Origin of the sequence: Calothrix sp. NIES-2098, from assembly GCF_963875125.1 — a bacterium.
Classification (GTDB): domain Bacteria; phylum Cyanobacteriota; class Cyanobacteriia; order Cyanobacteriales; family Nostocaceae; genus Aulosira.
The window spans coordinates 1,447,104-1,469,567 of record NZ_CAWNKJ010000001.1 but is presented as its reverse complement, the minus strand read 5'-3'; the positions used below and the strand labels follow the sequence as shown (position 1 = coordinate 1,469,567).

Below are 22,464 nucleotides of genomic sequence, written 5' to 3'. Positions count from 1 at the left end.
CATAAAGCCTTACAGCTTGAACATTAAGCCTTAAGGTTACAACATGAAGTCTTACAGCTTGAGCATTAAGCCTTACAGCTACAACATGAAGGCTTACAGCTTGAACATTAAGTCTTACAGTTACAACATAAAGCCTTACAGCTTGAACATTAAGCCTTAAGGTTAAAGCGATCGCAGTATCTTACTTTTGACTTCCCCGAAGGGTGCGATCGCCTAATGCTACTTTAGTTACTAACATAGTATTTTTTGTGCTACTTAAACATATTATTTCTCTGCAAATCAACACTTAGCGATCTAATTCAGAGAAATCACGGGCATAGATGAATATTTTTGCTCAAAAAATTGCGATTTTTGCTGAGCCACAATCCACCTAAATTGAGCCAAAATAGCTCTCAAAAGCTCTTAAAGGTGCAAATCCATGTCTCGTAGACAACGTACATCTCGAATTCTAGAAAAAGCTAAGTTTAGAGTTGCTAGACTGAAAGCTATAGATCCAAATATCAGTTTTGATGATAATTGTAACTTACAAAATCTGACTCAATTAATAGACCAAGTTAACAATATCCTTAATGATTATAACGATGCTATAGCTGTAATTGATTCTTCTAAAAAAAAGCTTGATGAAATGGAAAAAGCCTTAAGCAATCTTTCAGATAAAATTCTGGTAGGTGTTGGTTTAAGGTACGGCAAAAACAGCGATGAATATGAGCTTGCAGGCGGCGTTAGAGACAGCGAACGTATCCGTAAAGGCAGATTAACCCGCTTGAAAAATAATGCAGAGAAAACAACAGATGAGAATGTAGTAACTGCCTAGTATATAGTAAACACGTAGGGTGGGCAATGCCAGCCCTTTCAACGCGAACAAATGAACTACTTCATGAATATCTGAAACCCAACCCCAGTAAGGAATGTGAGGTACGACTTCGATGTATCCTCAACATATTCAACTGTTTTGGGCATCAAAATGCTATCCGCCATCTTTGAACAATTTGTGCAAGAAAGTCCAATAAGTGTGATGGCACGAGGATTAATGGAGCGAGTATTCGCCCCAGAAATCATGGATAAATTATTTGAAACCCATGCAAAAGTCCAATACCAGCAAGACTTATTGTTTTCCAGCCAAGTTGATTTAATGAGTTTGGTAGTGTGTGGAATTCAGAAATCGGTTCATGCAGCCTACAAAGCAAGAGCTGCGAACTTAATAGTGAGTAGTACTGCACTATATAAAAAGCTCTCTGGCGTGGAACTGGGCGTGAGTCAGGCGTTAGTTAGACAAACAGCAAGCCAATTGCAGTTGCTCATTCAAAAAATGGCAGGAGAACAGCCAAATCCACTACCGGGATATCAACACAGAATTGTTGATGGGACTTGTCTAGGTGCCACAGACCATCGACTAGATGCAATTCGGTTATTTGCAGCTAAGGCTCTACCAGGGAAAGCGATAGTTGTGTCAGATCCACTGTCAAAGCTAGTAATAGATATTTTTCCCTGTGTTGATGCTCATGCCCAAGAGCGTAGTTTATTTGATGATGTACTTTTGAGTGTCAAAGCAAATGAAGTTTGGAATGGAGACCGAAATTTTTGTACAGCCAAGTTTCTGTTTAGGATTGCAAACCAACAAGCTTTTTTTGTGGTTCGTCAACATGGGTCGTTAGGTTATCAACAACTCTCGCAATTAAAAGCTGTAGGTCACACAGATACAGGCAATCTATTTGAGCAGGAAATCGAAATTAATTACGACGGTAATTTGCTGAAATCTCGCCGGATTTTGCTGAAATTGTTCAAACCAACCCGAGACAAGGAATGGGAAATCGCCATTTTGACCAATTTACCCTCTCATGATGCGGATGCTGCAAAAATTGCTGAATTGTATCGTAATCGCTGGAGCCTGGAGACTCTTTTTCAAACTGTAACTGAGAATTTTCACGGCGAAATTCAAACCTTAGCCTATCCCAAAGCAGCTTTATTTTCATTTTCGATGGCATTAACAACATACAACATTCTTGCTACTCTCAAAGCTGCCTTAGGATCTGTACATGGAGTCGGTAAAATTGATGCTAGCTTGTCAGATTTCTATTTAGTTGATGAAATTACTGGCACTTACCGGGGAATGATGATTGCAATTCCAGCCGTCCATTGGCAAGCATTTGAGACCTTTTCTCTTGAGCAAATGGTGTTGGTTTTGCAAGATTTAGCAGCCAGAGTCGAACTTAAATGTTTCCTCAAGGCGATTCGAGGGGTAAAGAAAAAGCGAGAACCTTTAATAGTTGACAGCAAACATCGTCACGTTTCTACTGCGCGACTTTTAGATACCCATCAGAATACTCAAAACAAAAGCTAATATTTCTGGTTTTGACTTAAATCGCCTGGAGGATAATTCAATGCACTTTCATGTCTGCTGCAAACGGCTTTATGCTTTAGAAATTAGTCAGGGTAAGGCTTTTATTAATTATCTCTTACTAGTTCATTTGTTCGCGTTGAAAGGGCTGGCATTGCCCACCCTACAGAGCGCGGATTATCATAAACATAGAATCACAACTAAAATGCAATATTTATAGCCTCATGCTTCTAGGTTGTGGGTGTCTATAAAAACTGGGATGCACCCAATTTAGAAGACTATGAGAATCGTTTAGCTTGTGGGGAAATTCAGTGGTTTATAAAGTGATTATATTAATCAAGAAATATGTTTACTCTATGCCTTTTTCTTTAAACAATCCCATCAATTTACGCTTACGCCCATGCTCCTGTATTAACTTAGCTTTATAGTTATCCCAATCTGCTTTTCTTTCAGATTCCAAGTAAGCTGCGCGTGCTTTCTTTAACCACTGAACTGCCTCATCATAATATTCTGCCTTCCCTGCATTCATAATAAATTCGGCACGGCGACGCGCGTTAGCAATTACCCAGCTAGGTTTGACGGCTATTGCAGCATCCATGACTTGCTGAATTAAGTCAGAATGGTAAGAACTGAGTTCATCGACAATTTTAATAGCATCGTCAATCAAGCCTTCATATAAGAAAATATCTACTTTGGCTGATTCGTTTCCCCAACCGCCAGATTTATGAAGAATTTGCAGTAAATTTGATTTAATATTTTCCCATTTTTCTCCTGCTAATTCTGCTATCTTTTGATAATCAACAAAGGAAGGCTGCACTTGGAAAGCTACAATGAGTCCAGATAAAGCAGCTTCCCTATCGCCTAATTCTTGAGCTAAATTACTTGTCCAAATGCCGAGTTCATACTGACAATTTCCTGGTAAATTTAAACCAATTTGGGCAATATCTAGTGCTTCCGACAATGAATCCTGTTCGCTGAGAGTTTTAGCTAAAGCAAAAGCTGCTTCCATTGTATTCATCTGGGCTTGGGCGGCTACCATTGCTTCGTCTACTCTGCCTAAACGCCCTAGCATTGTCAGATATTGTTCGGTTTGTCCTTCGGCTGCTGCTAAATACAAGTATTCTTGGTAGCGTTCCTGACGTTCGAGAATTTTCAGGCGAATTAATGCTAAATCATCAGCGTAATCGGGTATTTCTTCTTCCCAAACTCCCATTTCCGGGATATTACCCTGAAGAACTTGCACCAGTAGCGGATAATCCCAACCTTGGCGCAAAGCTTCGGAAGCTAATTCAAAATCAGCATCCCACTCATCTTGCCATGCTTCTAAATTGACTTGGATATCAATTTTTTCTTCTGGGGTAAGTTCAGTAGTAAGAATTGCTTCACACCAAGCCGCATTCAATTCTTGGACAATTTCATAGTTATCAGCACCGTAGTTGGCGACATCATCCCAGTTTTCTACACAACTAGAGGTAATCGCTTCTAAAATAGCGATCGCATTCTTTCCATCTCCCCGTTCGCTCAAATCTACCGCGGTTTGCACTACACTGAGCAATTCTTCAGTTACGCAGTCATCATCATCACCATCTTCCCAAGCGCGCACTGCATTGCGAAGAATCTGGCGGACTTTCTGGGCAAAAGGCTTTGGATCGATAGTATAGGAATTTAAAGCTTTTGCGCTTGGCTGTATAACAGGAGTAGATGTAATCCAGTTAACATGGCGATCGATAGCCTCGATTAATCTGGGATATTCTGCTACCAACTGTTGCAATAACTTGTGAGTTTGTTGCTCGTTCAGGCGATTCAGGAGTTGTTCGAGAGTGGGACGCTCCTGTATACTTTCTGGCTGACGCATACAAACCAGCATGGTAGCCACAATATGTTTACACCAACCATCGCCTTCATAAGGACAAGTGCATTTGACTGAGGTTAATCCCCCGCTATTAAAACTGAGACTGACTTGATAAGGGTGAACTTCATTCCCTTCTACTTCCGCCTGAAGTAGATTACCTCGTTGGGTGAGAGATATCACCGCATCCGCTTCATAATACGCCTCACCTCGTTGAAAAGATTTGGCGTTAGCATTTCGGCGGATAGTAAATTCACTTAACTTGGGAATTAACATCGAGCGATCGCTTGCAGAAATCCTATGCGTGCCAAGATTCTAAACCTGCTTGGCTAAGTAATTCATACATTGCAAAGAAACTCAAAGGTTGTCAAGAGTCCAGAGTCAACACTCATTTGTCATTAATCCTCTTACTCTCCCTTCCCTTGCTCCCCACACTCCCCACGCCCAATGCCCCATGCCCATCTCAGTATAAAATCCAGCGAGTATACAAGTTTGATTATGATACTGAAGATATTCAGTCCCTTTGCCTGCTAGCGTAAATCATAAAATGGGAATTAGTAACTCCCGAACCTCAAGGGGGTTGCACTGATTGCTGGTCAAGTTGAGAATAAATAGGCGGAGCACACGGGGAAACTAACGTGAGTCAGGGATACGATTACGATTTAGTGATTATAGGCGCTGGTGTAGGTGGACATGGAGCAGCCCTACACGCCGTAAGTTGCGGCTTAAAAACAGCGATTATTGAAGCAGCTGATATGGGGGGAACCTGTGTCAACCGGGGCTGTATTCCCTCGAAAGCGCTGTTGGCGGCATCAGGACGTGTGCGAGACTTACGTAATGCCCACCACCTCAAGTCGTTGGGAATTCAAATTGGTAGTGTGGAGTTCGATAGAGAAGCGATCGCTAATCATGCTACCAATCTCGTCGCGAAAATCCAAGGCGATTTAACCAACAGCCTCAAGCGTCTGGGAGTTGATATTATTCAAGGTTGGGGAAAAGTAGCTGGTACCCAAAAAGTCAGTATTACTGGCGATGGTGGCGAAAAAACCATCACAGCTAAAGACATCATTCTTTCCCCTGGTTCAGTGCCTTTTGTTCCTCCAGGCATTGAAGTAGATGGCAAAACTGTATTTACCAGCGACCAAGGAGTGAAGTTAGAATCGCTACCTAACTGGGTAGCAATTATTGGCAGTGGCTACATCGGCTTAGAATTTTCTGATATTTACTCAGCTTTGGGCTGTGAAATCACGATGATTGAAGCCCTAGATCAGCTAATGCCAGGATTTGACCGCGATATTGCTAAACTTGCCGAACGGGTGCTGATTACTCCCCGCGATATTGAAACCAAAGTGGGGATATACGCCAAAAGGGTAATTCCTGGTTCGCCTGTAGTCATTGAGTTAGCAGATTTCAAAACCAAAGAAGATTTAGATGTCATTGAAGTGGATGCTTGTCTTGTAGCTACCGGACGCATCCCAGCGACAAAAAATCTCGGTTTGGAATCTGTAGGCGTAGAACTCGACCGCCGGAACTTCATCCCAGTTAATGACCGCATGGAAGTTTTGTCTGGTGGGGAAGTAGTACCGCATCTGTGGGCAATTGGCGATGCTAACGGCAAAATGATGCTAGCTCATGCTGCTTCGGCTCAAGGTATCGTTGCTGTAGAAAATATCGTTGGACGTCCGCGAGAAGTAGATTATCGCAGCATCCCCGCAGCCGCGTTTACCCATCCAGAAGTTAGCTATGTCGGCTTAACGGAAACAGCAGCGAAAGAATTAGGTCAAGCTGAAGGTTTTGAAGTAGCTACTAGCAAGAGTTATTTCAAAGGTAATTCTAAAGCATTGGCAGAAAATGAAGCAGACGGCATCGCTAAGGTAGTGTATCGCAAAGATACAGGAGAGGTTTTAGGCGTCCACATCTTTGGCCTACACGCCTCAGATCTCATCCACGAAGCCTCCGCAGCCATTGCTAACCGCCAATCTGTGAATACCCTCGCTCATTTGGTTCACGCCCATCCTACACTATCAGAAGTGCTGGACGAAGCTTATAAAAGAGCGATCGCTCATTAGTTTTTTGTCCTTTGTCTTTAGTCATTTGTCCTTGGTTAATCAACAGGGACAAATGACCCTTCGGGTTCACCAGTTGCTACAACTGAGGGAACCTCCGCAACGCACTGGTTCACCAATGACTAATGACCACTGACCCTTGACCCTTGACTAATATGCAAATCCGTCGCCGTTCGCCGAGTACACCTATTGCTATTTCATATTTAAGTTATCAGGTTGTTATGCCAGGTACAGAGCCGAATAACATTTTGGAAGAAATTGTCTGGCAAAAAGAAATAGAAGTTGAGCAAATGCGGGAAAGAGTGCCTTTGCGAGAATTACAAAAGCAGGTACTTACTGCACCGCCAACTCGTGATTTTGTTGGGGCGCTAAGGCAAGGTAAGACAAAACCAGCGTTAATTGCAGAGGTAAAAAAAGCTTCACCTAGTAAAGGGGTTTTACGGGAAAATTTTGACCCAACTGCGATCGCTCTTTCTTATCAACAAGGTGGCGCTAGTTGTCTTTCCGTACTCACAGATAGCAAATTCTTTCAAGGCAGCTTTGACAATTTAAGTAAGGTTCGGACTGTCGTAGATTTACCCTTGTTGTGTAAGGATTTTGTCATCTATCCTTATCAAATGTACTTAGCACGAATTCGGGGGGCAGATGCAGTTTTATTGATTGCCGCTATACTTAGCGATCGAGATTTGCAGTACTTCGTCAAAATTGCCAATTCCCTTAAAATGGCAGCTTTAATTGAAGTCCATAGTTTAGAAGAACTTGACCGTGTGTTAGCCTTAGATGGCGTCACTTTGGTAGGAATTAATAATCGCAATTTAGAAGATTTTTCTGTAGACTTGCAAACAACTTGTCAACTGCTAGCAGTAAGAGGTCAGCAGTTGCAAGAACGGAACATCTTGGTTGTGAGTGAGTCAGGATTACATAAACCAGATGATTTAACTTTAGTATCAACAGCGGGCGCATCCGCAGTCTTGATTGGTGAGTCTTTAGTCAAGCAACCAGATCCAGAGTTAGCAATTATCAATCTCTTTGCCAAATCTTTATAGCCTACTCTATCTCAGGGTTTAGCAAATACTGGTTGCCTATGTAACAATTAAGTTAGTAAGAAAAAGCCTTGGCCGATCCCAAAATCCCCTATTTGAAAAAGCAAATTAACTTCATGGAGCAAATTCCTCTGCCCTCACCTATCCATTACGAACTTATACTGCAACTTTTAGAAAGACAAACGATGTCAGCAGTAAGTCAAAACCCGGATTTGCGGCATCAGGTAAATCAGCTAATTATTACTTTGCGTAAAGCAGCTGTCCAACAAAAGCACCTGGAAGAAATTTGCCAGTTTTCTTCTGTAGCGATTGACCATCGTTGGTCTATCAACCATCATGCTGAGAAAGCTGTTGCTCCCGAATAACAACTCTAGAGTGGGTGGGGTTTGAGGATAACTCCTCGTTCCTCCCCTCAGAACCGTGGGTGTTTGTTGCCAAGGACAGATACCAGGTTCCAGCTTTATTGACAAGTATTTTTCTTAGTTTTAGCGCTACTTGTGCTGCAAGCTTTCTGTGTCGTTGAAACCATTTTTAACAACTAGTATTATGTGCTACCTCTCGATTAAATAAATTGTTACTATACCTGCTTTAATAATGTTATTTGTATATGCAACAGCTGAATAAAGTTGCTTGAACGGTTGCTGGAATTTCACCTTAGTGGCTAGAGTATTTAGTCAATCTATAATAATAAATTTCTTCTATAAATTTGAAAAATCTAACTGACAAATAAATCAAAAGAGCGAGTTAGATATTAAACTCGCTCTTTTAGTTTGAATATAAACAAACGATGGGGGTAACAGTCTTTTTCTTTATCTAAGAGCCTTTGTAATAGCCATAATTGATTTGACATCCCTCACTCTCCTACATCAGCTATTCATATCTATGCTGTCTCCAACCAATCATAAATTTGCTCTAGCTGATCGAGAGTAATCAAACCATACTGCCAAAGAATCATCGGCAAAGGGCCTGGATCTTGCTCCCGATGTCGCAAAGCCACGGACAAAGAGGCTGTAGAAATTGCCAAATCTTCTTGCAAAAAATGAATAAGTCGAGAATACTTCGATGGTGACATTTGTATCTCACCTCCTGGTGCAGAGTGTATTGTCATATATCAGTTCGCTATTTCTCAGTAGCCAGTAGCCAGTATCTTATCTGTCACTATGGCATTAATACTTAAATGCCAAAGCAAATTTTGTCTAAATTTACCTTAAAGAAATCGCCCCGATCGCGGAAAGGAAAAGATTCAACTTTAGGGCTACTTGCTTGATAGGTATTCAAGTAGCGCTATCTGCGGGTGAAATTGGGTTCATTTTTACTAAAGGTAGTATCTTATGTTAATTACACATCTGGTAACAAATATTCCTTAGCCTATAGTCTCTTATTCGCGACTATTTACACGTACACCAAAAGGAAGATTTTTGGAGGATAAACCTTCAAGCTCTGATTCTACAGTGGAGACAGAAGAGCTTCCAATAATTGGTTATATATTCAATAGTTGCTTTGTGATAGCACATTATACCTCAACACGTGATATTTTTTTTACATCTACATTATTTATTAAGATTTTAAAATCAGTTAAAAAATTAACTAAATAAGTTTTTTCTTACGTAAATACACGGTCTATAGAGGATTAATTTTAATACTATCCCCAACCTTTAAACCTAATTCAGTAGCTCGTCCCGACCGTAGTTCAATAACCGAGTCAATAAGCGTATTGGGGCCATAACTAGGACAAGGATCTTTGGTGCAAGGAGGTGCAGAAGTTTGAATATATTTGACTACTCCGTTCTGTATAAAGACCATATCCAGTGGTATAAGCGTATTCTTCATCCAAAACCGAACTGGTTGTGCTGAAGGAAACTTAAATATCATTCCCTGGTTATCTGGCAAAGATGTGCGATACATTAAGCCGATTTCTTGCTGTTTTGGGGTCTGTGCCACTTCTAACTGCACCTTAGTGCCATTGGGAACAATAGCTACGGCAGAAATAGGTAATTTTTGTCCAGCAGATACTGGTGATTGAGTTTGAGTGTCAGTTGTGTTGGGAGGTTTAGCTGTAGTCGGTGGAGAACAGCCCATCAGCAAAACACTCAGTAATATTGAAAACAAACTTAGTCCACGCAACATAAAAGCTCCAATTTTGTGATTTAGATATCGATTCTACAAAATATTCAACAAGAAAGCGCATACAATTTGAGATTTTGGATTGAGAATTAGTTTTGTATCTAGGTTTAACGATCTGCACTTAATTGAACTAAGAATCCCACCTTTTGAAGGGTGGGATTGTCAAATAACTGCTCGATAGTCTTGTTTACTCCTGACATTTGCTTCTAGGATTCTCTTAAAACGTAACCTACGCCTCTTACTGTTTGAATCAGACGCTTTTGACCTTCGTCTTCAATTTTGAGACGCAAATAGCGAATGTATACTTCAATGACGTTTGATTCACCCATAAAGTCGTAACCCCAAACATTTTCGAGAATTTGTTCGCGGGTTAAAACTTCGCGAGGATGTTCCATTAAGAATTTTAAAAGTTCAAATTCCTTCATGGTTAAGTCAATTACCCGTCCGTTATGTATAGCACGACGAGTACCTATATCTAAAACCAAATCTCCAAAACGTAATTGTTCTGTGGTATCGATATCGGGTTTTAAGTAGAGACGAATCAACTTTAAAAAGTCTTCTGAGCGATAGGGCTTGAGAATATAGTCATCAGCTCCAGCTTCTAAACAAGCTACGCGGTCGTCAACTGTATCCCGCGCCATCAGTACGAGTACCGGAGAGCGCATACCAGCATTTCTCAGATTTTTGCACAATGAGAGTCCTGATTCGCCTGCCAGCATTCTGTCTAGAACAATTAAAGCAGGTTGGCGATCGCGACTGTATTGTAAACCGCTGCTGGCATCATGAGCCAAAATAGATTCATAGCCAGCCTCTTGCAAATCGAAGGAAAGCTGATTGGCTAGGCTTTCATCGGTTTCAATTACCAAAACACAAGGACTTTGAGCATTTGTCATATCTAGATTGCGATGTTGAATTATGAATTATGAATTCACAATAATTTCAATACAAGCCCCTAGTATAAGAATTCAGAAAGAAAGATAGTGATTTCCGCACTTGTTACAGTTGATATATCTATCAAAGACAATATAGCGAATAATTCTGATTCTCAGCCCCAGGATTTACCTATAGGGTAATTTCATCATTCATAATTCACCACGCATCATCCAGATCTGGAAGGAAAGTACCAAAACAATCAAAAGTCAAAATTTTGAACTATATGACTGTCTAAGGTAATTCTACCGAAGTGGGTTTGGCAATATGGGGCAGACCCCAGCCTAATTTTTCTCGCAAAATCCGAAAGAATTCTGGTGGTTGCAGGCGAATAAACCTGGCACTATATTGCGATCGCTCTAAATATACCCGATCCTCTGAAAGCACATAACACCCCCCATTACCATCTACTACCATCACCAGCCGCGGAATATTGACTGGGTAAATGTTTACTGGCTCGGTATCCGGAAACACTAATGCTCTAGAAGCCAAGGAATGAGGACAAATAGGCACTAGTTGCAAAGCAGGTATACCTGGAGTGACAACTGGGCCACCAGCACTTAAGGAGTAAGCTGTTGAACCAGTTGGTGTGGAAACAATCACACCATCCGCAGCAATATCAACTGGTGCGTGACGCCCTACGGCAATTTCAAAATGGCACATAGAGGTCAATGGCTCGCGATGCAACACCATTTCATTGAGACAGAGTGCTTCCCAAAGCACTGTTTCTCCCCGCAGCACTTTGACGGTGAGCATAGCTCGTTCTTCAATTTCATACTCACCCGCCATCACCTGCTCCATCGCTTGAGGCAGTTGATTGAGATAAGCTTCCGTTAAAAACCCCATGTGACCGGTATTCACTGTTAACAGTGGAATACCGTAGGGAGCTACTTGACGAGACGCTGCTAAAACAGTGCCGTCTCCCCCTAAAACCACGGCAAATTCCATCTCTGAGTCAAACCCAGGTGGCGTCAGCCCATCAATTGGGGTGTGGCATACAGGACTCTCTGGATTAGAGTAGCCCAATATCCCACCAATACTAGTTGTGATGCATACATTCCAACCGGCAGCGGTTAGCTTGTCTTTTAGTTCGATAGCAACGCGACTTGCTATCGGTTTAAGGTCATTGTAGATAATGCCTGCTTTCGGCACATTCAAATATCCAAGTTAAGGCGACGCTCTATATTATGCTAATCGTTACACATTTTGGGCAAAAGTCCAAAGTCAAATGACTTATGACCAATGACTATTGACCATTTACCCTTGACTCTTGACCATTAATTTTTGAAGGCTGTTTAAACGGTGTTTTTTTAGACTTCTGTTTTTTAGCTTTATTTTTCTCATAGTCTAGCTCTTTCAGCTTTTTCATAATTCGGCTGAAATACTCTTGCAGATAGCTTTCTAGAGTAGTGGTTTGTTGCGGATCTAAACCAAAGACTTGGTATACGTCATCCATTGGGGCATTTAAGGGTTTACCACTGGCTAGAACTTCTGTAAATGCTAGTCTGTCTGCGACATTCCATCCCCATTGGAAAAACCGGAGAAAACGCTGCACAGTACGCAGTAAATTTAGCGGCATTCGTGTCACTCTGGCTTCTTTACCAGAGAGGCGTTCGCACACACTAATGATTTCTTCTGCACTCCAAGCACGAGTACCTACTACAGGAAACGTTTGTTTCTCTGTTTCCGGTACGCTCAACGCCCGAATCGCAAACTTAGCAATATCTTGGGTATCCATGTACGCCACCGGAGAAGACTCTCCAGTTACCCAAACTGGCTGGTTTTCTAAAATTGGAATTCCGTATTGACCAATTAACCCTTGGAGAAAGCCAGCTAGACGTAAGATGGTATAATTCAAGCCAGACTCAGCGAGAAATAGTTCTGTACACCGCTTAATTTCCATTAAGGGTACTTCTGGGTATTTATCGGCTTCCAGTATAGAAAAGAAGATAAAACGCTCTACACCCGCCGCCTTCGCTGCTTGGATCAATGCTACCTTGCCATCCCAATCGACTTGTTTGATACTCAGTGAATCTGTGGGACGAGATGTGGCCGCATCAATGATTGCCGTTACACCTTCGAGGGCACTGGGAAGGGTTTGGGGATAACATAAATCTCCTGATACGAGTTCTGCACCCCATTCTTTGAGAAAAGCAGCTTTTTTGGTACTCCGGACAAGACAGCGTACCTTATACCCCTCATCGATAGCACGACGAGCCACTTGTCTTCCTAAGGTGCCAGTGGCACCGACGATTAATAATGTCATGAGGGTTGTAACAATTTTTTAAATTTATATGAAAGAAATTTTAACAGAATCGCCAACTAAACAAAAGTTTACAATTATTTTTATAATTGACACAACTCGCTAGGTGTAAAAAAAGCTTTGTCCGAAAACCGGACAAGCTATTTCTCCAGAGAGATGAAAGCCTCTGGTTTCTGAAAATCGGTTCGCTGGAAGAATTATTCTTCTACACCCTGAATTTTCAGTAACAAAGCGCCTATGGCCCAACCCACGAAGATTAAACTGAAGGCCAACAGAGCTGTATTTAAAATTTCGCCACCCATTGGTGTGATTCTCCTTAGCGAATGGTTTACTTGATACCTATCGCCGTTAAACCTGTTTGTCTTGATGGCTAACGGCGGATTCTAAAGGTTGCCCTTTAGCTTACCTGGTTTTTGATTTGCTTAATTAGACTAGACTTAACTGCTCTAATCTCATATTTGCCAATCCCAAAACCCAAGTATTTTAGTTGTACGTTCACCAAGTGCCAGAGGCAGTTCAGGTAAACTAGGTCTACCAGAAGCTTGATAACAGCGACTTTTGTATTAGACCAGTGTAAATAATTTTAAACCAGTTTGGCGGTCAAACCCTACTATTGGTAGATGGGGAAAGGGTTACAGGGCAAAAGCTGCAACAAAATTATGAAGTAATTATATGTATCAAGTTAATCAAAACCCGATAGTAAATTCAGCTTCACAAAATCGCCCACGCTTGGCGCTGACATTAGGAGATCCGGCGGGAATTGGGCCAGAGGTGATTTTAAAAGCTTTGGCAGATCCGGATGTGAGTCAAAATTTTGATGTGACAGTGGTAGGGAATTTAGATTTATTAATCCAGACTCATACAAAATTGACTTCTAATGATAATGTCAGTTTCTTGGCAAATCCAGCTGAATTGTCAGTGATTGATGTGCCATTGCCTAGGGAAATTAAAGATGAAATTATTATTGGCACAGGTAATCAGGCGAGTGGTGCGGCTAGTTTTGCTTATATGGAATATGCGATCGCCCAAACACTAGCTGGTAAATTTGATGGTATCGTCACTGCCCCGATCGCTAAATCGGCTTGGAAAGCTGCGGGGTACAATTATCCAGGGCAAACAGAACTTTTAGCAGAAAAATCTGGTGTTGAGCGCTTTGGGATGTTATTTGTGGCGCGATCGCCTTACACTGGTTGGACACTCCGCACTTTGCTGGCGACTACACATATACCTTTGCGTCAAGTAGCTGATACCTTAACACCACAGTTACTCACCAAAAAGCTGGATTTGTTGGTGGAGTGTTTAGAAAAAGATTTTGGCATAGAAAAAGCGAAAATTGCGATCGCGGGTTTAAATCCCCACAGTGGCGAACAGGGACAACTAGGAACCGAAGAAATAGATTGGTTAATTCCCTGGTTAGAACAAGAACGCCATAATCGCCCCAATTTACAACTAGAGGGGCCAATACCACCAGATACGATGTGGGTTAAACCGGGTCAAGCTTGGTATGGTAATACTCATATTCAAAACCCAGCGGATGGCTATCTGGCACTTTATCACGACCAAGGCTTAATACCTGTAAAGTTGATGGCATTTGACCGAGCAGTTAATACTACGATAGGTTTGCCTTTTGTCAGAACTTCACCGGATCATGGGACAGCTTTTGATATTGCGGGTAAGGGAATTGCTGATGCTACGAGTATGGAAGCAGCAATTGAGTTGGCGGCTGAGTTGGTGAGTCAAAGGCTAATTACAAAGTTGAACAACCCGTCAAACTAAATAATGACTTCAATATCCGAGTTAATGAGTAGTTGAGCTTGGTTAACGAGCCTCAGAACTCCGTTAATGAGTAGTTGAGCTTGGTTAATGAGCCTCAGAACTCCATTAATGAGTAGTTGAGCTTGGTTAATGAGCTTTAAAACCCCATTAACAAGTATTTAAGCTTCATTAATGAGTATTAGCGGCTATTACTGTCAGTATAATAGGCAAAATTGCAATATTTATTACTTATGGTTAATAGTACCGACTTACTTACCGACCTCTACAATGCTTTTAACCCCTTTGAACCCTTACCTGCCGATGACACCAGGTATGTAGATTGTCAGGATGTGCGCGGAGATGCGGATATTTTGCAAGAGTTGGGAAATCGGATGCGACTGGCAAATACTAATACTTGCCAATTATATTCTGGACATCGGGGTGCGGGGAAATCTACAGAGTTACTCAGGTTAAAGAAGTATTTAGAAAATCGACAATTCTATGTTGTGTATTTTGCAGCTGATGAAGAAGATATTGACTCCGAAGATGCTCAATATACAGATATTCTCCTCGCCTGTACCCGCCGCTTACTGAAAGATTTAAAAGAAATTGCCAATCCTCGTCCTATACTCAACTGGTTAAAAAACCTTTGGGGAGAGTTGAAAGATTTGGCACAGACTCCCATAGAGTTTGAGAAGCTAACAGTAGAAGCGCAAATTGCTCAATTTGCCAAGCTAACCGCAAATTTAAGAGCCGTTCCCTAGTTACGTCAACAGATTCGCAACAAAATTAATCCTCACACTGTAACTCTAATTCAGGTGTTGAATGAATTTCTTACAGATGCTAAAAAGAATTTACCTAATGGCTGTACTAAACTGGCTGTAATTGTGGATAACTTAGACCGGATGGTGTTAGTTAAGGAAGGAGATAGGTCTAATCATGAGGAAGTTTTTGTAGATCGCAGCGGACAAATAAAAGGGTTAGATTGCCATTTAATTTACACTGCACCTATTTCCTTACTGTATTCTAAACGCGGCACAGATCTTCGGGATATTTATGGTGAATGCTTAATTTTACCGATGATTATGGTGAAAACTCCCGATGGAGAAATTTACCAGCCTGGACTGAAGAAAGTTAAAGAAGTAATTAGCAAGCGAGTTCGGCAAATTGCACCAGAGTTATCACTAGAAAAGGACATTTTTGATAGTCCTAACACTTTAGAAAAACTTTGTTTGATGAGTGGAGGTCATGTGAGGAATTTGCTATTGTTAACTCAAGATGCTATTGGACGTACTGAAGAGTTACCAATTACAGAAAAAGCAGTGCTACGAGCAATTACTCAAGCAAGAGATACTTATCGCCGCACTGTAGAAAACTCGCAATGGAATCTTTTAGCTGAGGTGTCCCGTTCTAAAAAACTTCCTGGTGATGACCAGTATCGAAATTTGATGTATAATCGCTGTCTTTTAGAATATAAATATTTGGATGAAAAGGGAGAGATGCAACGCTGGTATGATATTCATCCATTAATTGCAGGAATTGCCGAATTTAAAGAAGCTGTAGCGAAACTTGCATGAACCCAAATGTAGATGATTGGGATAATGATTTACCCCCAGAACCAGAAGAAGTATATCAAGACTTAGTTCGCGCCCTGAAGCGGAAATCAGGCTTTGGCTTGTTTTTTGTGCAATGTACACCTGTGGAATCAGACCGATTAATTGCTAAACTTCCACAGGATATTCCCCAGAAGCATATAGAAGTTTTGCGCTTAGTTGAAGCGATTGATAATTTATATCAGCGAGTGGCTGAATTTGTTAAAGACAAGCAAGTTGATATTTTATTAATTAAAGGTCTGGAATATTCTTTATATAAGTATGAAAAAAGAACTTTTGGGGAAATCACTGAAGGACAATTTCGTAATTTAACCAGCGTGCCGCATATTTTAAATCACTTAAACCAACAGCGAGAAAGGTTTAGAGATGATTTTGCATTTCGCTTTGTTTTTCTTTTGCGGTCATTTTCAATCAAATATTTTATCCACCGCGCCCCAGATTTTTTTGATTGGCGTTCTGGAGTATTTGAATTACCAACTACACCAGAATTAGTAGAACAAGAATCAACTCGGTTGATATTAGAGGGAGACTATGAGGAATATCTAAAACTTAGCCAAGAACAGAAAATTGAAAAAGTCTTAGAAATGCAAGACTTGTTGGCAGAAAAACATCAGACAGAAGATAATAAGGTAAGTTTACAATTTGAACTGGGAAATTTGCTGTATACAGTAAAAGAATACGAAGCAGCGATCGCCGCCTACGAACAAGCGATTAAAATTAAACCTGATTATCACGAAGCTTGGTACAACAAAGGCTATGCGCTGTCTGCTTTAGGACGCAAGGAAGATGCGATCGCCGCCTACGAACAAGCGATTAAAATTAAACCTGATTTACACGAAGCTTGGTACAACAAAGGCAATGCGCTGTCTGCTTTAGGACGCAAGGAAGATGCGATCGCCGCCTACGAACAAGCGATTAAAATTAAACCTGATTTACACGAAGCTTGGTACAACAAAGGCAATGCGCTGTCTGCTTTAGGACGCAAGGAAGATGCGATCGCCGCCTACGAACAAGCGATTAAAATTAAACCTGATTATCACGAAGCTTGGTACAACAAAGGCAATGCGCTGTCTGCTTTAGGACGCAAGGAAGATGCGATCGCCGCCTACGAACAAGTGATTAAAATTAAACCTGATTATCACGAAGCTTGGTACAACAAAGGCAATGCGCTGGATGATTTAGGACGCTTTGAAGATGCGATCGCCGCCTACGAACAAGCGATTAAAATTAAACCTGATTTACACGAAGCTTGGTACAACAAAGGCAATGCGCTGGATGATTTAGGACGCTTTGAAGATGCGATCGCCGCCTACGAACAAGCGATTAAAATTAAACCTGATAAACACGAAGCTTGGAACAACAAAGGCAATGCGCTGTCTGCTTTAGGACGCTTTGAAGATGCGATCGTATGCTTTGACAAAGCACTAACAATTCAACCTGATAACTTCAATGCTTGGGGAACTCGTGGCTACATATTGCAAAATTTGGGGCGTTATGAAGAAGCACTTGCATCTCATGAAAAAGCTTTAGAAATTCAACCTGATGACCCTAATACTTGGTACAACAAAGCTTGCTGTTATGCCCTTCAAGGTAATATTGAGCAGGCATTAGAAAATCTACAACAAGCAATTAATCTAAATCCTGAAAAGTACAAGGGATTGGCAAAAACTGACTCTGATTTTGACAGCATTTGGAATGATGAGCGCTTTCAAGCATTGATTCAAGCATAGCTCACCCTATTTTTGAAATGAATTTCTGAATTAGAAATTACAGCTTACTTAAACTCCGATACTCCCAAGGATTGACAAACTTAGCATCGCCCCAAATCCCACGCTTTTGTTGCTGCGCTTCGGCTTCGGCTTGTTGCACTAACTCTTTACTAGGACATTTATTTAAATAAGGACGATACACTTTTGCTAGTCCTTCTCTTAATAAGATTTGTTGAACAAAAGTACCATCTTTTAAGCGAACTTCTGCAATTTTTCTGCCATAGCGATCGCTATCGGTAATAGTTAAATTTACGCGATCGCCTCCTTGTTTTACCAACTCCTGCACCCGTTCTTGCGCTTTCGCACCCCAAGTAAATTGATTGCGATCGCTAGCGCGTTTACTTTGTTTTTCTTTATTGGTATGTGGTACTTCCGGTGCATCCATGCAAGCAAAGCGGACGCTGAATTTGTTACCGTTAGGATCTTTCACTGCTAAGGTATCACCATCACTGACACGCTCAACCACATCTCCAGAAGGAGCGAAAAACGGAAGGCGATCGCATCCCATCAAACCCAAAATAATAATTCCTGCACATAGCCAAATCAGCGCTAGTTTCTGTAACTTCCGCATTCCCATGCACCAAATTCCCTCTGGAGGATGATACTAGCAAAATGCTACAGCATCTAGAGATTTCCTTGATTTTGCAGCATTAGTATAAGAAAAGTAACCTTCCAACAGCGGGAATCTCCCATGAACTTCTTGACTTACCTCATGCATTTAGCTGGTTCGGGTGCTATTGCTTATTACTCAGCCGCCCAGATCCGGGACTCTAAAACTCGCCCCGACGTTCTCGCCAGATTTCAATTAGCCGAATCAGGTTCTGTTCCCTTTCTCTCTACATTAAGCGATCGCGCCGCAGCTGAAGGCGATACCTGGCTAGCAGAAAAATTAGCAAAACACGCAGCAGATGAAACAAGACACGGTCAAATTTTTGCCCACGCCTTAAAACAGCTAAATAAACAAGTCATAGATTTCAAGAGTCAACCGCCAAGCAAATCTGAGAATAAATCACAGCAACAACGCAGTCCTTTCTTTAGCGCATTCTATGAAGGCTACACTCTAGAACAGCTAAAACCTGCTGTTATTGACTGGGATGTATTTATGGCTAGCACCTACATTTTAGAATTAGATGCCAGCAAAGACTTTGCCCGGATGGCTAATGTCTTACCTGATGCAGATCCAAAATCTCGCAACCTCAAAATCGGGATGTTAAGCATCGCCCAAGATGAAACTGGCCATGCGGCTTATCTCTACGAAGCAATGACAAGAAGAATGTCTGCTAACCAAGTCCAGAAATTAGTCGATGAGTGGCGTACCCGCAAAGTAAACGCCTTATTAGCAATGGTTGGTGGTATTCTCCAACGCAACGGCGAAACTCGTTCTCTAGTCCAAGATGGTGCGCCCTCAGAAACCGATTCTGAGTTGATAGTTGCTTAACTTTGCTTTTGCAAATAAAGCAGATAGCAGAAGTTAACCTAGAGATAAGTTTATTTCAAAATTATTTCTTGTCTTTTTGTTGTTCTTCCAGTCTCTTTAGTTAGATAGTGTTTATGACAAAAGTCATGACTTTATTCATGACTTTTGTCTGAATTAATTTTTTCGCAAAAGAGCTTTAATATAACTTGCATCTACCATTGGAAATTGAAGCCGTTACTAACTAATAAGAGTCATAAATAAATAGTAACAGTCAATTGGCTTGGTCAAAGCTAAAGGTGTTATCTGCTTAATTCTCTTCGCGACAATAGCTAGCCGGATCACAGCAACAGATAAGTTACCCAGCAATTACTTTTACCGTTCCTTATGCTCTTAGAAGCTACTTGAAAGTGGCTTCTTTTTCTTCCATTTCTATCAATATATTCCATACAAGGATTGTCTTTATGAAAAGAATTCTTTCATCTTGCTTATTAGGAGTTGTGCTAGCCTCTAGTGCTTTAGCACAACCAGCCTCTGCTCAAATCCAAGTCATTCTTGGAGGGAATCAGAGACATGATTGGCGCGAACAACAACTAGAACGCGATCGCCAATATAGATTGCAACTTGAGCGCGATCGCCAACATCGCTTGGAAGTTGAGCGTCAACGCAGAGTTCAAGAAGAACGCGAACGCCAACGTCGGTTAGCAATTGAGCGTCAACGCAGAGTTCAAGAAGAACGCGAACGCCAACATCGGCTAGAGGAGCGTCGTGAGTATCGCGATCGCTATTAATAGCTGTAAGTAACATCTAAAATCTCAAAACAGGAGGGGGTTTCTAGCCTCCTCTTTTTGTATTATTCAACAGCGTAAAAATACTGCGATCGCAACTATCAAATCCTTAACCAGGAGTTAATTTCTGCTGCTGATGATTCCACCCATAAGTTTGTGTATTTTCTCTGACGGCAAACGTAGTTTGTAAAGTTAAGATTTTGGTGAATATTTATAACTACATATATTAAGATGGAACTACCGACTCTCTTAATTCTTTGTACTGGTAATTCCTGTCGTAGCCAAATGGCAGAAGGGTTTTTGAGGGAATTAGCTGATGATTTATTCACAACCCAAAGTGCAGGAATGAATCCAGCCAAAGAGGTGCATCCTTTAGCTATTAAGGTGATGCAAGAGATAGGTATAGACATTTCGACAAACTCTTGTAAGCATATCAGCCAGTTCCTTGACCATAAAATTGATACGGTAATTACAGTGTGCGATCATGCAGATCAAAGTTGCCCTACATTACCTTCATCAATTAAACGTCATCATTTTAGTTTTCCCGATCCAGCTGAAGCGGTAGGAACTGAAACTGAAAAGCTGCAAGTATTTCGTCAGGTTCGTGATGATATTAGTAGGCTGCTTTTAGCTTATGTAGCGGGGAGACGTGATGCTCTTTAATTCTGGTCACAGGAGTTATGAGCATGATAGTTAATTCACTTGATTTACCCTTAACTATGTTTACTGCCTTAGCAAATCGTGCGGATTTATTGATGGCATTGACGGATAGATCTGGACGTATTCAATGGGTAAATGAAGCATTAGCTAAACGTGCAGGTATTACTGCTGAAATGTTAATCGGGAAAAAATTTTTTTCTGTACTTACTTCTAACGCTCCCATCAATATTCAACAAGCTTATATCCGCGAACAACTATTAAAAGGAGAAAGCTTTAAGTTTGAGCTTTCTTATTTTTCACCTCAGGAAAAAGAGCATTGGTTATTAGTAGATGGGCAACCTATCCACAATGCAGAAGGTATAACTAGCCAATACGCTGTCATGGCTAATGATATTACTTTACGTAAGTATACTGAACAAGATTTAGAGCAAACTCGGCAGCGGTTAAAGCGATTAGTAGAGAGTGTTAAATTAGTACCTTGGGAAGCAGAGGCTATTACTCACCAGTTTACTTATGTAGGGCCACAAGTAATAGATTTGTTTGGTTATGATTTAGAAGATTGGTATCAACCAGAATTTTGGCACTCACACATTTATCCAGAAGATTTACCCAGGGTTATTGAATACCACGAAGCCATCTCCCAAGCACAAGATGATTATATAGTTGAGTATCGGTTATTGACTGCTGATGGCAGGTGGGTTTGGGTAAAAGATATTGTGAATGTTGTGCGTTCTCAAGGTAAGGTAACACAACTACTAGGTTTTATTATTGATATTAGCGATGCCTATCGGCAAGCTGCGCAACGCAAACAAACAGAACTCTCTTTGCAAGAAGCTTTAAGTAGGTTAGAACAAGCAAAACAAGAATTAGAAACTAGGGTGCAGCAACGCACTATTGCTTTGAGTCAAGAAAAAGAAAAACTAGAACAGACTTTAAAGCAATTGCAGCAAACCCAAAGCCAACTGATTCAAAGCGAAAAAATGTCTAGCCTAGGTCAACTTGTAGCTGGCGTTGCTCATGAAATTAATAATCCAGTTAACTTCATCTATGGCAACATTACTCCTGCTACTGAATATGTTGAAGATTTACTATATTTATTGCAGTGCTATCAGCAGCATTATCCTATCTCTTCCTCTACACTGCAAGCAGAAATTGAGCATATAGATATCGAATTTATTATCGAAGATTTACCTAGGCTTTTATCTTCGATGAAGGTTGGTGCTAATCGTATTCGGGAAATTGTTTTATCTCTTCGTACTTTCTCGCGGTTAGATGAAGCTGAAGTTAAAGAGGTAAATATTCACGATGGTATAGATAGTACTTTGATGATTCTACAAAATCGCCTCAAACCTAAAACCGGGAATTCACAGATTCAAGTCATCAAAGAATACGGCAAGCTACCCTTAGTAGAGTGTTATGCAGGACAACTTAACCAAGTGTTTATGAACATTATTGTTAATGCTATAGACGCTTTAGAAGAGTACGATCAAAAGCGATCGCCACAGGAAATCATAGAAAATCCCAGCCAGATTACCATCTGTACTGAATTTAGGCAGGGAGAGACAAGAATTGAGAGTGCAGAAGAACCCCATAGCACTAACTCTGAATCTTCCATTGTGATTCGGATTATAGATAATGGCCCTGGTATAAGCGAAGCAGTTTGTAATCGTTTGTTTGACCCTTTCTTTACTACCAAAAGTATTGGTAAAGGCACGGGTTTAGGCTTGTCTATTAGTTACCAAATTATTGTTGAAAGACATCAAGGGCAAATAGAATGTTACTCCACTCCAGGCCATACAGAATTTGCGATCGTCATTCCCCAACAACAGATAAAAACAAAAATTTAGCCAAT

General features: G+C 41.0%; 19 protein-coding genes and 1 pseudogene. 12 read left to right on the top strand and 8 right to left on the bottom strand.

The window, feature by feature from the left end; all coding sequences use genetic code 11:
* Nucleotides 1-418: 418 nt before the first annotated feature.
* Nucleotides 419-814, top strand: a complete 396-nt coding sequence (locus AACU33_RS06105) for a hypothetical protein (RefSeq protein ID WP_096587539.1) — start codon at nt 419-421, stop codon at nt 812-814.
* A 150-nt stretch (nt 815-964) separates the two neighbouring features.
* Complete coding sequence (locus AACU33_RS06100; protein ID WP_096587106.1) at nt 965-2,341, top strand: transposase; 1,377 nt, start codon at nt 965-967, stop codon at nt 2,339-2,341.
* A gap of 346 nt (nt 2,342-2,687) precedes the next feature.
* On the opposite strand, the gene AACU33_RS06095 is transcribed toward AACU33_RS06100, so the two are convergent.
* On the bottom strand, nt 2,688-4,463 hold the full coding sequence (locus AACU33_RS06095; RefSeq protein ID WP_339375792.1) for an SWIM zinc finger family protein: 1,776 nt from the start codon (nt 4,461-4,463) through the stop codon (nt 2,688-2,690).
* A 362-nt stretch (nt 4,464-4,825) separates the two neighbouring features.
* On the opposite strand from AACU33_RS06095, the gene lpdA reads away from it, so the two are divergent.
* The 3 genes from lpdA (at nt 4,826) to AACU33_RS06080 (ending at nt 7,661) form a co-directional block, all read left to right on the top strand.
* A complete protein-coding gene (gene lpdA, locus AACU33_RS06090; protein WP_096587536.1) occupies nt 4,826-6,256 on the top strand; it encodes a dihydrolipoyl dehydrogenase in 1,431 nt (476 codons plus the stop codon).
* A gap of 152 nt (nt 6,257-6,408) precedes the next feature.
* A complete protein-coding gene (trpC, locus tag AACU33_RS06085) occupies nt 6,409-7,299 on the top strand; it encodes an indole-3-glycerol phosphate synthase TrpC (RefSeq protein WP_096587534.1) in 891 nt (296 codons plus the stop codon).
* Between the two features lie 113 nt (nt 7,300-7,412).
* Nucleotides 7,413-7,661, top strand: a complete 249-nt coding sequence (locus tag AACU33_RS06080; protein ID WP_086765908.1) for a DUF5340 domain-containing protein — start codon at nt 7,413-7,415, stop codon at nt 7,659-7,661.
* 515 nt (nt 7,662-8,176) lie between these two features.
* Here AACU33_RS06080 and AACU33_RS06075 read toward each other — a convergent pair.
* From AACU33_RS06075 to petM, 6 genes are all read right to left on the bottom strand, one after another.
* Nucleotides 8,177-8,404, bottom strand: a complete 228-nt coding sequence (locus AACU33_RS06075; protein ID WP_096587533.1) for a DUF2949 domain-containing protein — start codon at nt 8,402-8,404, stop codon at nt 8,177-8,179.
* Nucleotides 8,405-8,916: 512 nt separating this feature from the next.
* A complete protein-coding gene (locus AACU33_RS06070; protein ID WP_096587531.1) occupies nt 8,917-9,423 on the bottom strand; it encodes a DUF192 domain-containing protein in 507 nt (168 codons plus the stop codon).
* 203 nt (nt 9,424-9,626) lie between these two features.
* Nucleotides 9,627-10,313, bottom strand: a complete 687-nt coding sequence (gene nblR / locus AACU33_RS06065; RefSeq protein WP_096587530.1) for a response regulator transcription factor NblR — start codon at nt 10,311-10,313, stop codon at nt 9,627-9,629.
* A gap of 271 nt (nt 10,314-10,584) precedes the next feature.
* The gene (locus tag AACU33_RS06060; protein ID WP_096595157.1) at nt 10,585-11,502 is read right to left on the bottom strand and encodes an NAD(+) kinase; all 918 of its coding nucleotides are present in this window, start codon (nt 11,500-11,502) and stop codon (nt 10,585-10,587) included.
* A gap of 94 nt (nt 11,503-11,596) precedes the next feature.
* Nucleotides 11,597-12,616: an SDR family oxidoreductase gene (locus AACU33_RS06055; RefSeq protein WP_096587528.1), complete on the bottom strand. Its 1,020-nt coding sequence runs from the start codon at nt 12,614-12,616 to the stop codon at nt 11,597-11,599.
* A gap of 194 nt (nt 12,617-12,810) precedes the next feature.
* On the bottom strand, nt 12,811-12,915 hold the full coding sequence (gene petM, locus AACU33_RS06050; RefSeq protein WP_096587527.1) for a cytochrome b6-f complex subunit PetM: 105 nt from the start codon (nt 12,913-12,915) through the stop codon (nt 12,811-12,813).
* Nucleotides 12,916-13,285: 370 nt separating this feature from the next.
* Here petM and pdxA point away from each other — a divergent pair, with 370 nt between their 5' ends.
* The 3 genes and pseudogenes from pdxA to AACU33_RS06035 all read left to right on the top strand — a co-directional run bounded on the left by pdxA (nt 13,286) and on the right by AACU33_RS06035 (nt 17,711).
* Nucleotides 13,286-14,389: a 4-hydroxythreonine-4-phosphate dehydrogenase PdxA gene (gene pdxA, locus AACU33_RS06045; RefSeq protein ID WP_096587525.1), complete on the top strand. Its 1,104-nt coding sequence runs from the start codon at nt 13,286-13,288 to the stop codon at nt 14,387-14,389.
* 230 nt (nt 14,390-14,619) lie between these two features.
* A pseudogene (locus AACU33_RS06040) lies at nt 14,620-15,945 on the top strand (ATP-binding protein).
* Nucleotides 15,942-17,711 carry a tetratricopeptide repeat protein gene (locus AACU33_RS06035; protein WP_096587523.1) on the top strand — a complete coding sequence of 590 codons (1,770 nt, stop codon included), beginning with the start codon at nt 15,942-15,944 and terminating at the stop codon, nt 17,709-17,711. The pseudogene AACU33_RS06040 and the gene AACU33_RS06035 overlap by 4 nt, the downstream one beginning before the upstream one ends.
* A gap of 37 nt (nt 17,712-17,748) precedes the next feature.
* On the opposite strand, the gene AACU33_RS06030 is transcribed toward AACU33_RS06035, so the two are convergent.
* Nucleotides 17,749-18,321 (bottom strand): thermonuclease family protein, encoded by a 573-nt coding sequence (locus tag AACU33_RS06030; protein ID WP_096595156.1) that lies wholly within the window; start codon nt 18,319-18,321, stop codon nt 17,749-17,751.
* A 120-nt stretch (nt 18,322-18,441) separates the two neighbouring features.
* Between AACU33_RS06030 and AACU33_RS06025 the strand changes: the two genes are divergently transcribed.
* From AACU33_RS06025 to AACU33_RS06010, 4 genes are all read left to right on the top strand, one after another.
* Nucleotides 18,442-19,188, top strand: a complete 747-nt coding sequence (locus tag AACU33_RS06025) for a rubrerythrin family protein (protein ID WP_096587521.1) — start codon at nt 18,442-18,444, stop codon at nt 19,186-19,188.
* 440 nt (nt 19,189-19,628) lie between these two features.
* Nucleotides 19,629-19,955, top strand: a complete 327-nt coding sequence (locus AACU33_RS06020) for an ATP-dependent DNA helicase (RefSeq protein ID WP_096587520.1) — start codon at nt 19,629-19,631, stop codon at nt 19,953-19,955.
* Between the two features lie 228 nt (nt 19,956-20,183).
* A complete protein-coding gene (locus AACU33_RS06015; protein ID WP_096587518.1) occupies nt 20,184-20,615 on the top strand; it encodes an arsenate reductase ArsC in 432 nt (143 codons plus the stop codon).
* A gap of 23 nt (nt 20,616-20,638) precedes the next feature.
* On the top strand, nt 20,639-22,459 hold the full coding sequence (locus AACU33_RS06010; protein ID WP_096587517.1) for a PAS domain-containing sensor histidine kinase: 1,821 nt from the start codon (nt 20,639-20,641) through the stop codon (nt 22,457-22,459).
* Nucleotides 22,460-22,464: the final 5 nt, after the last annotated feature.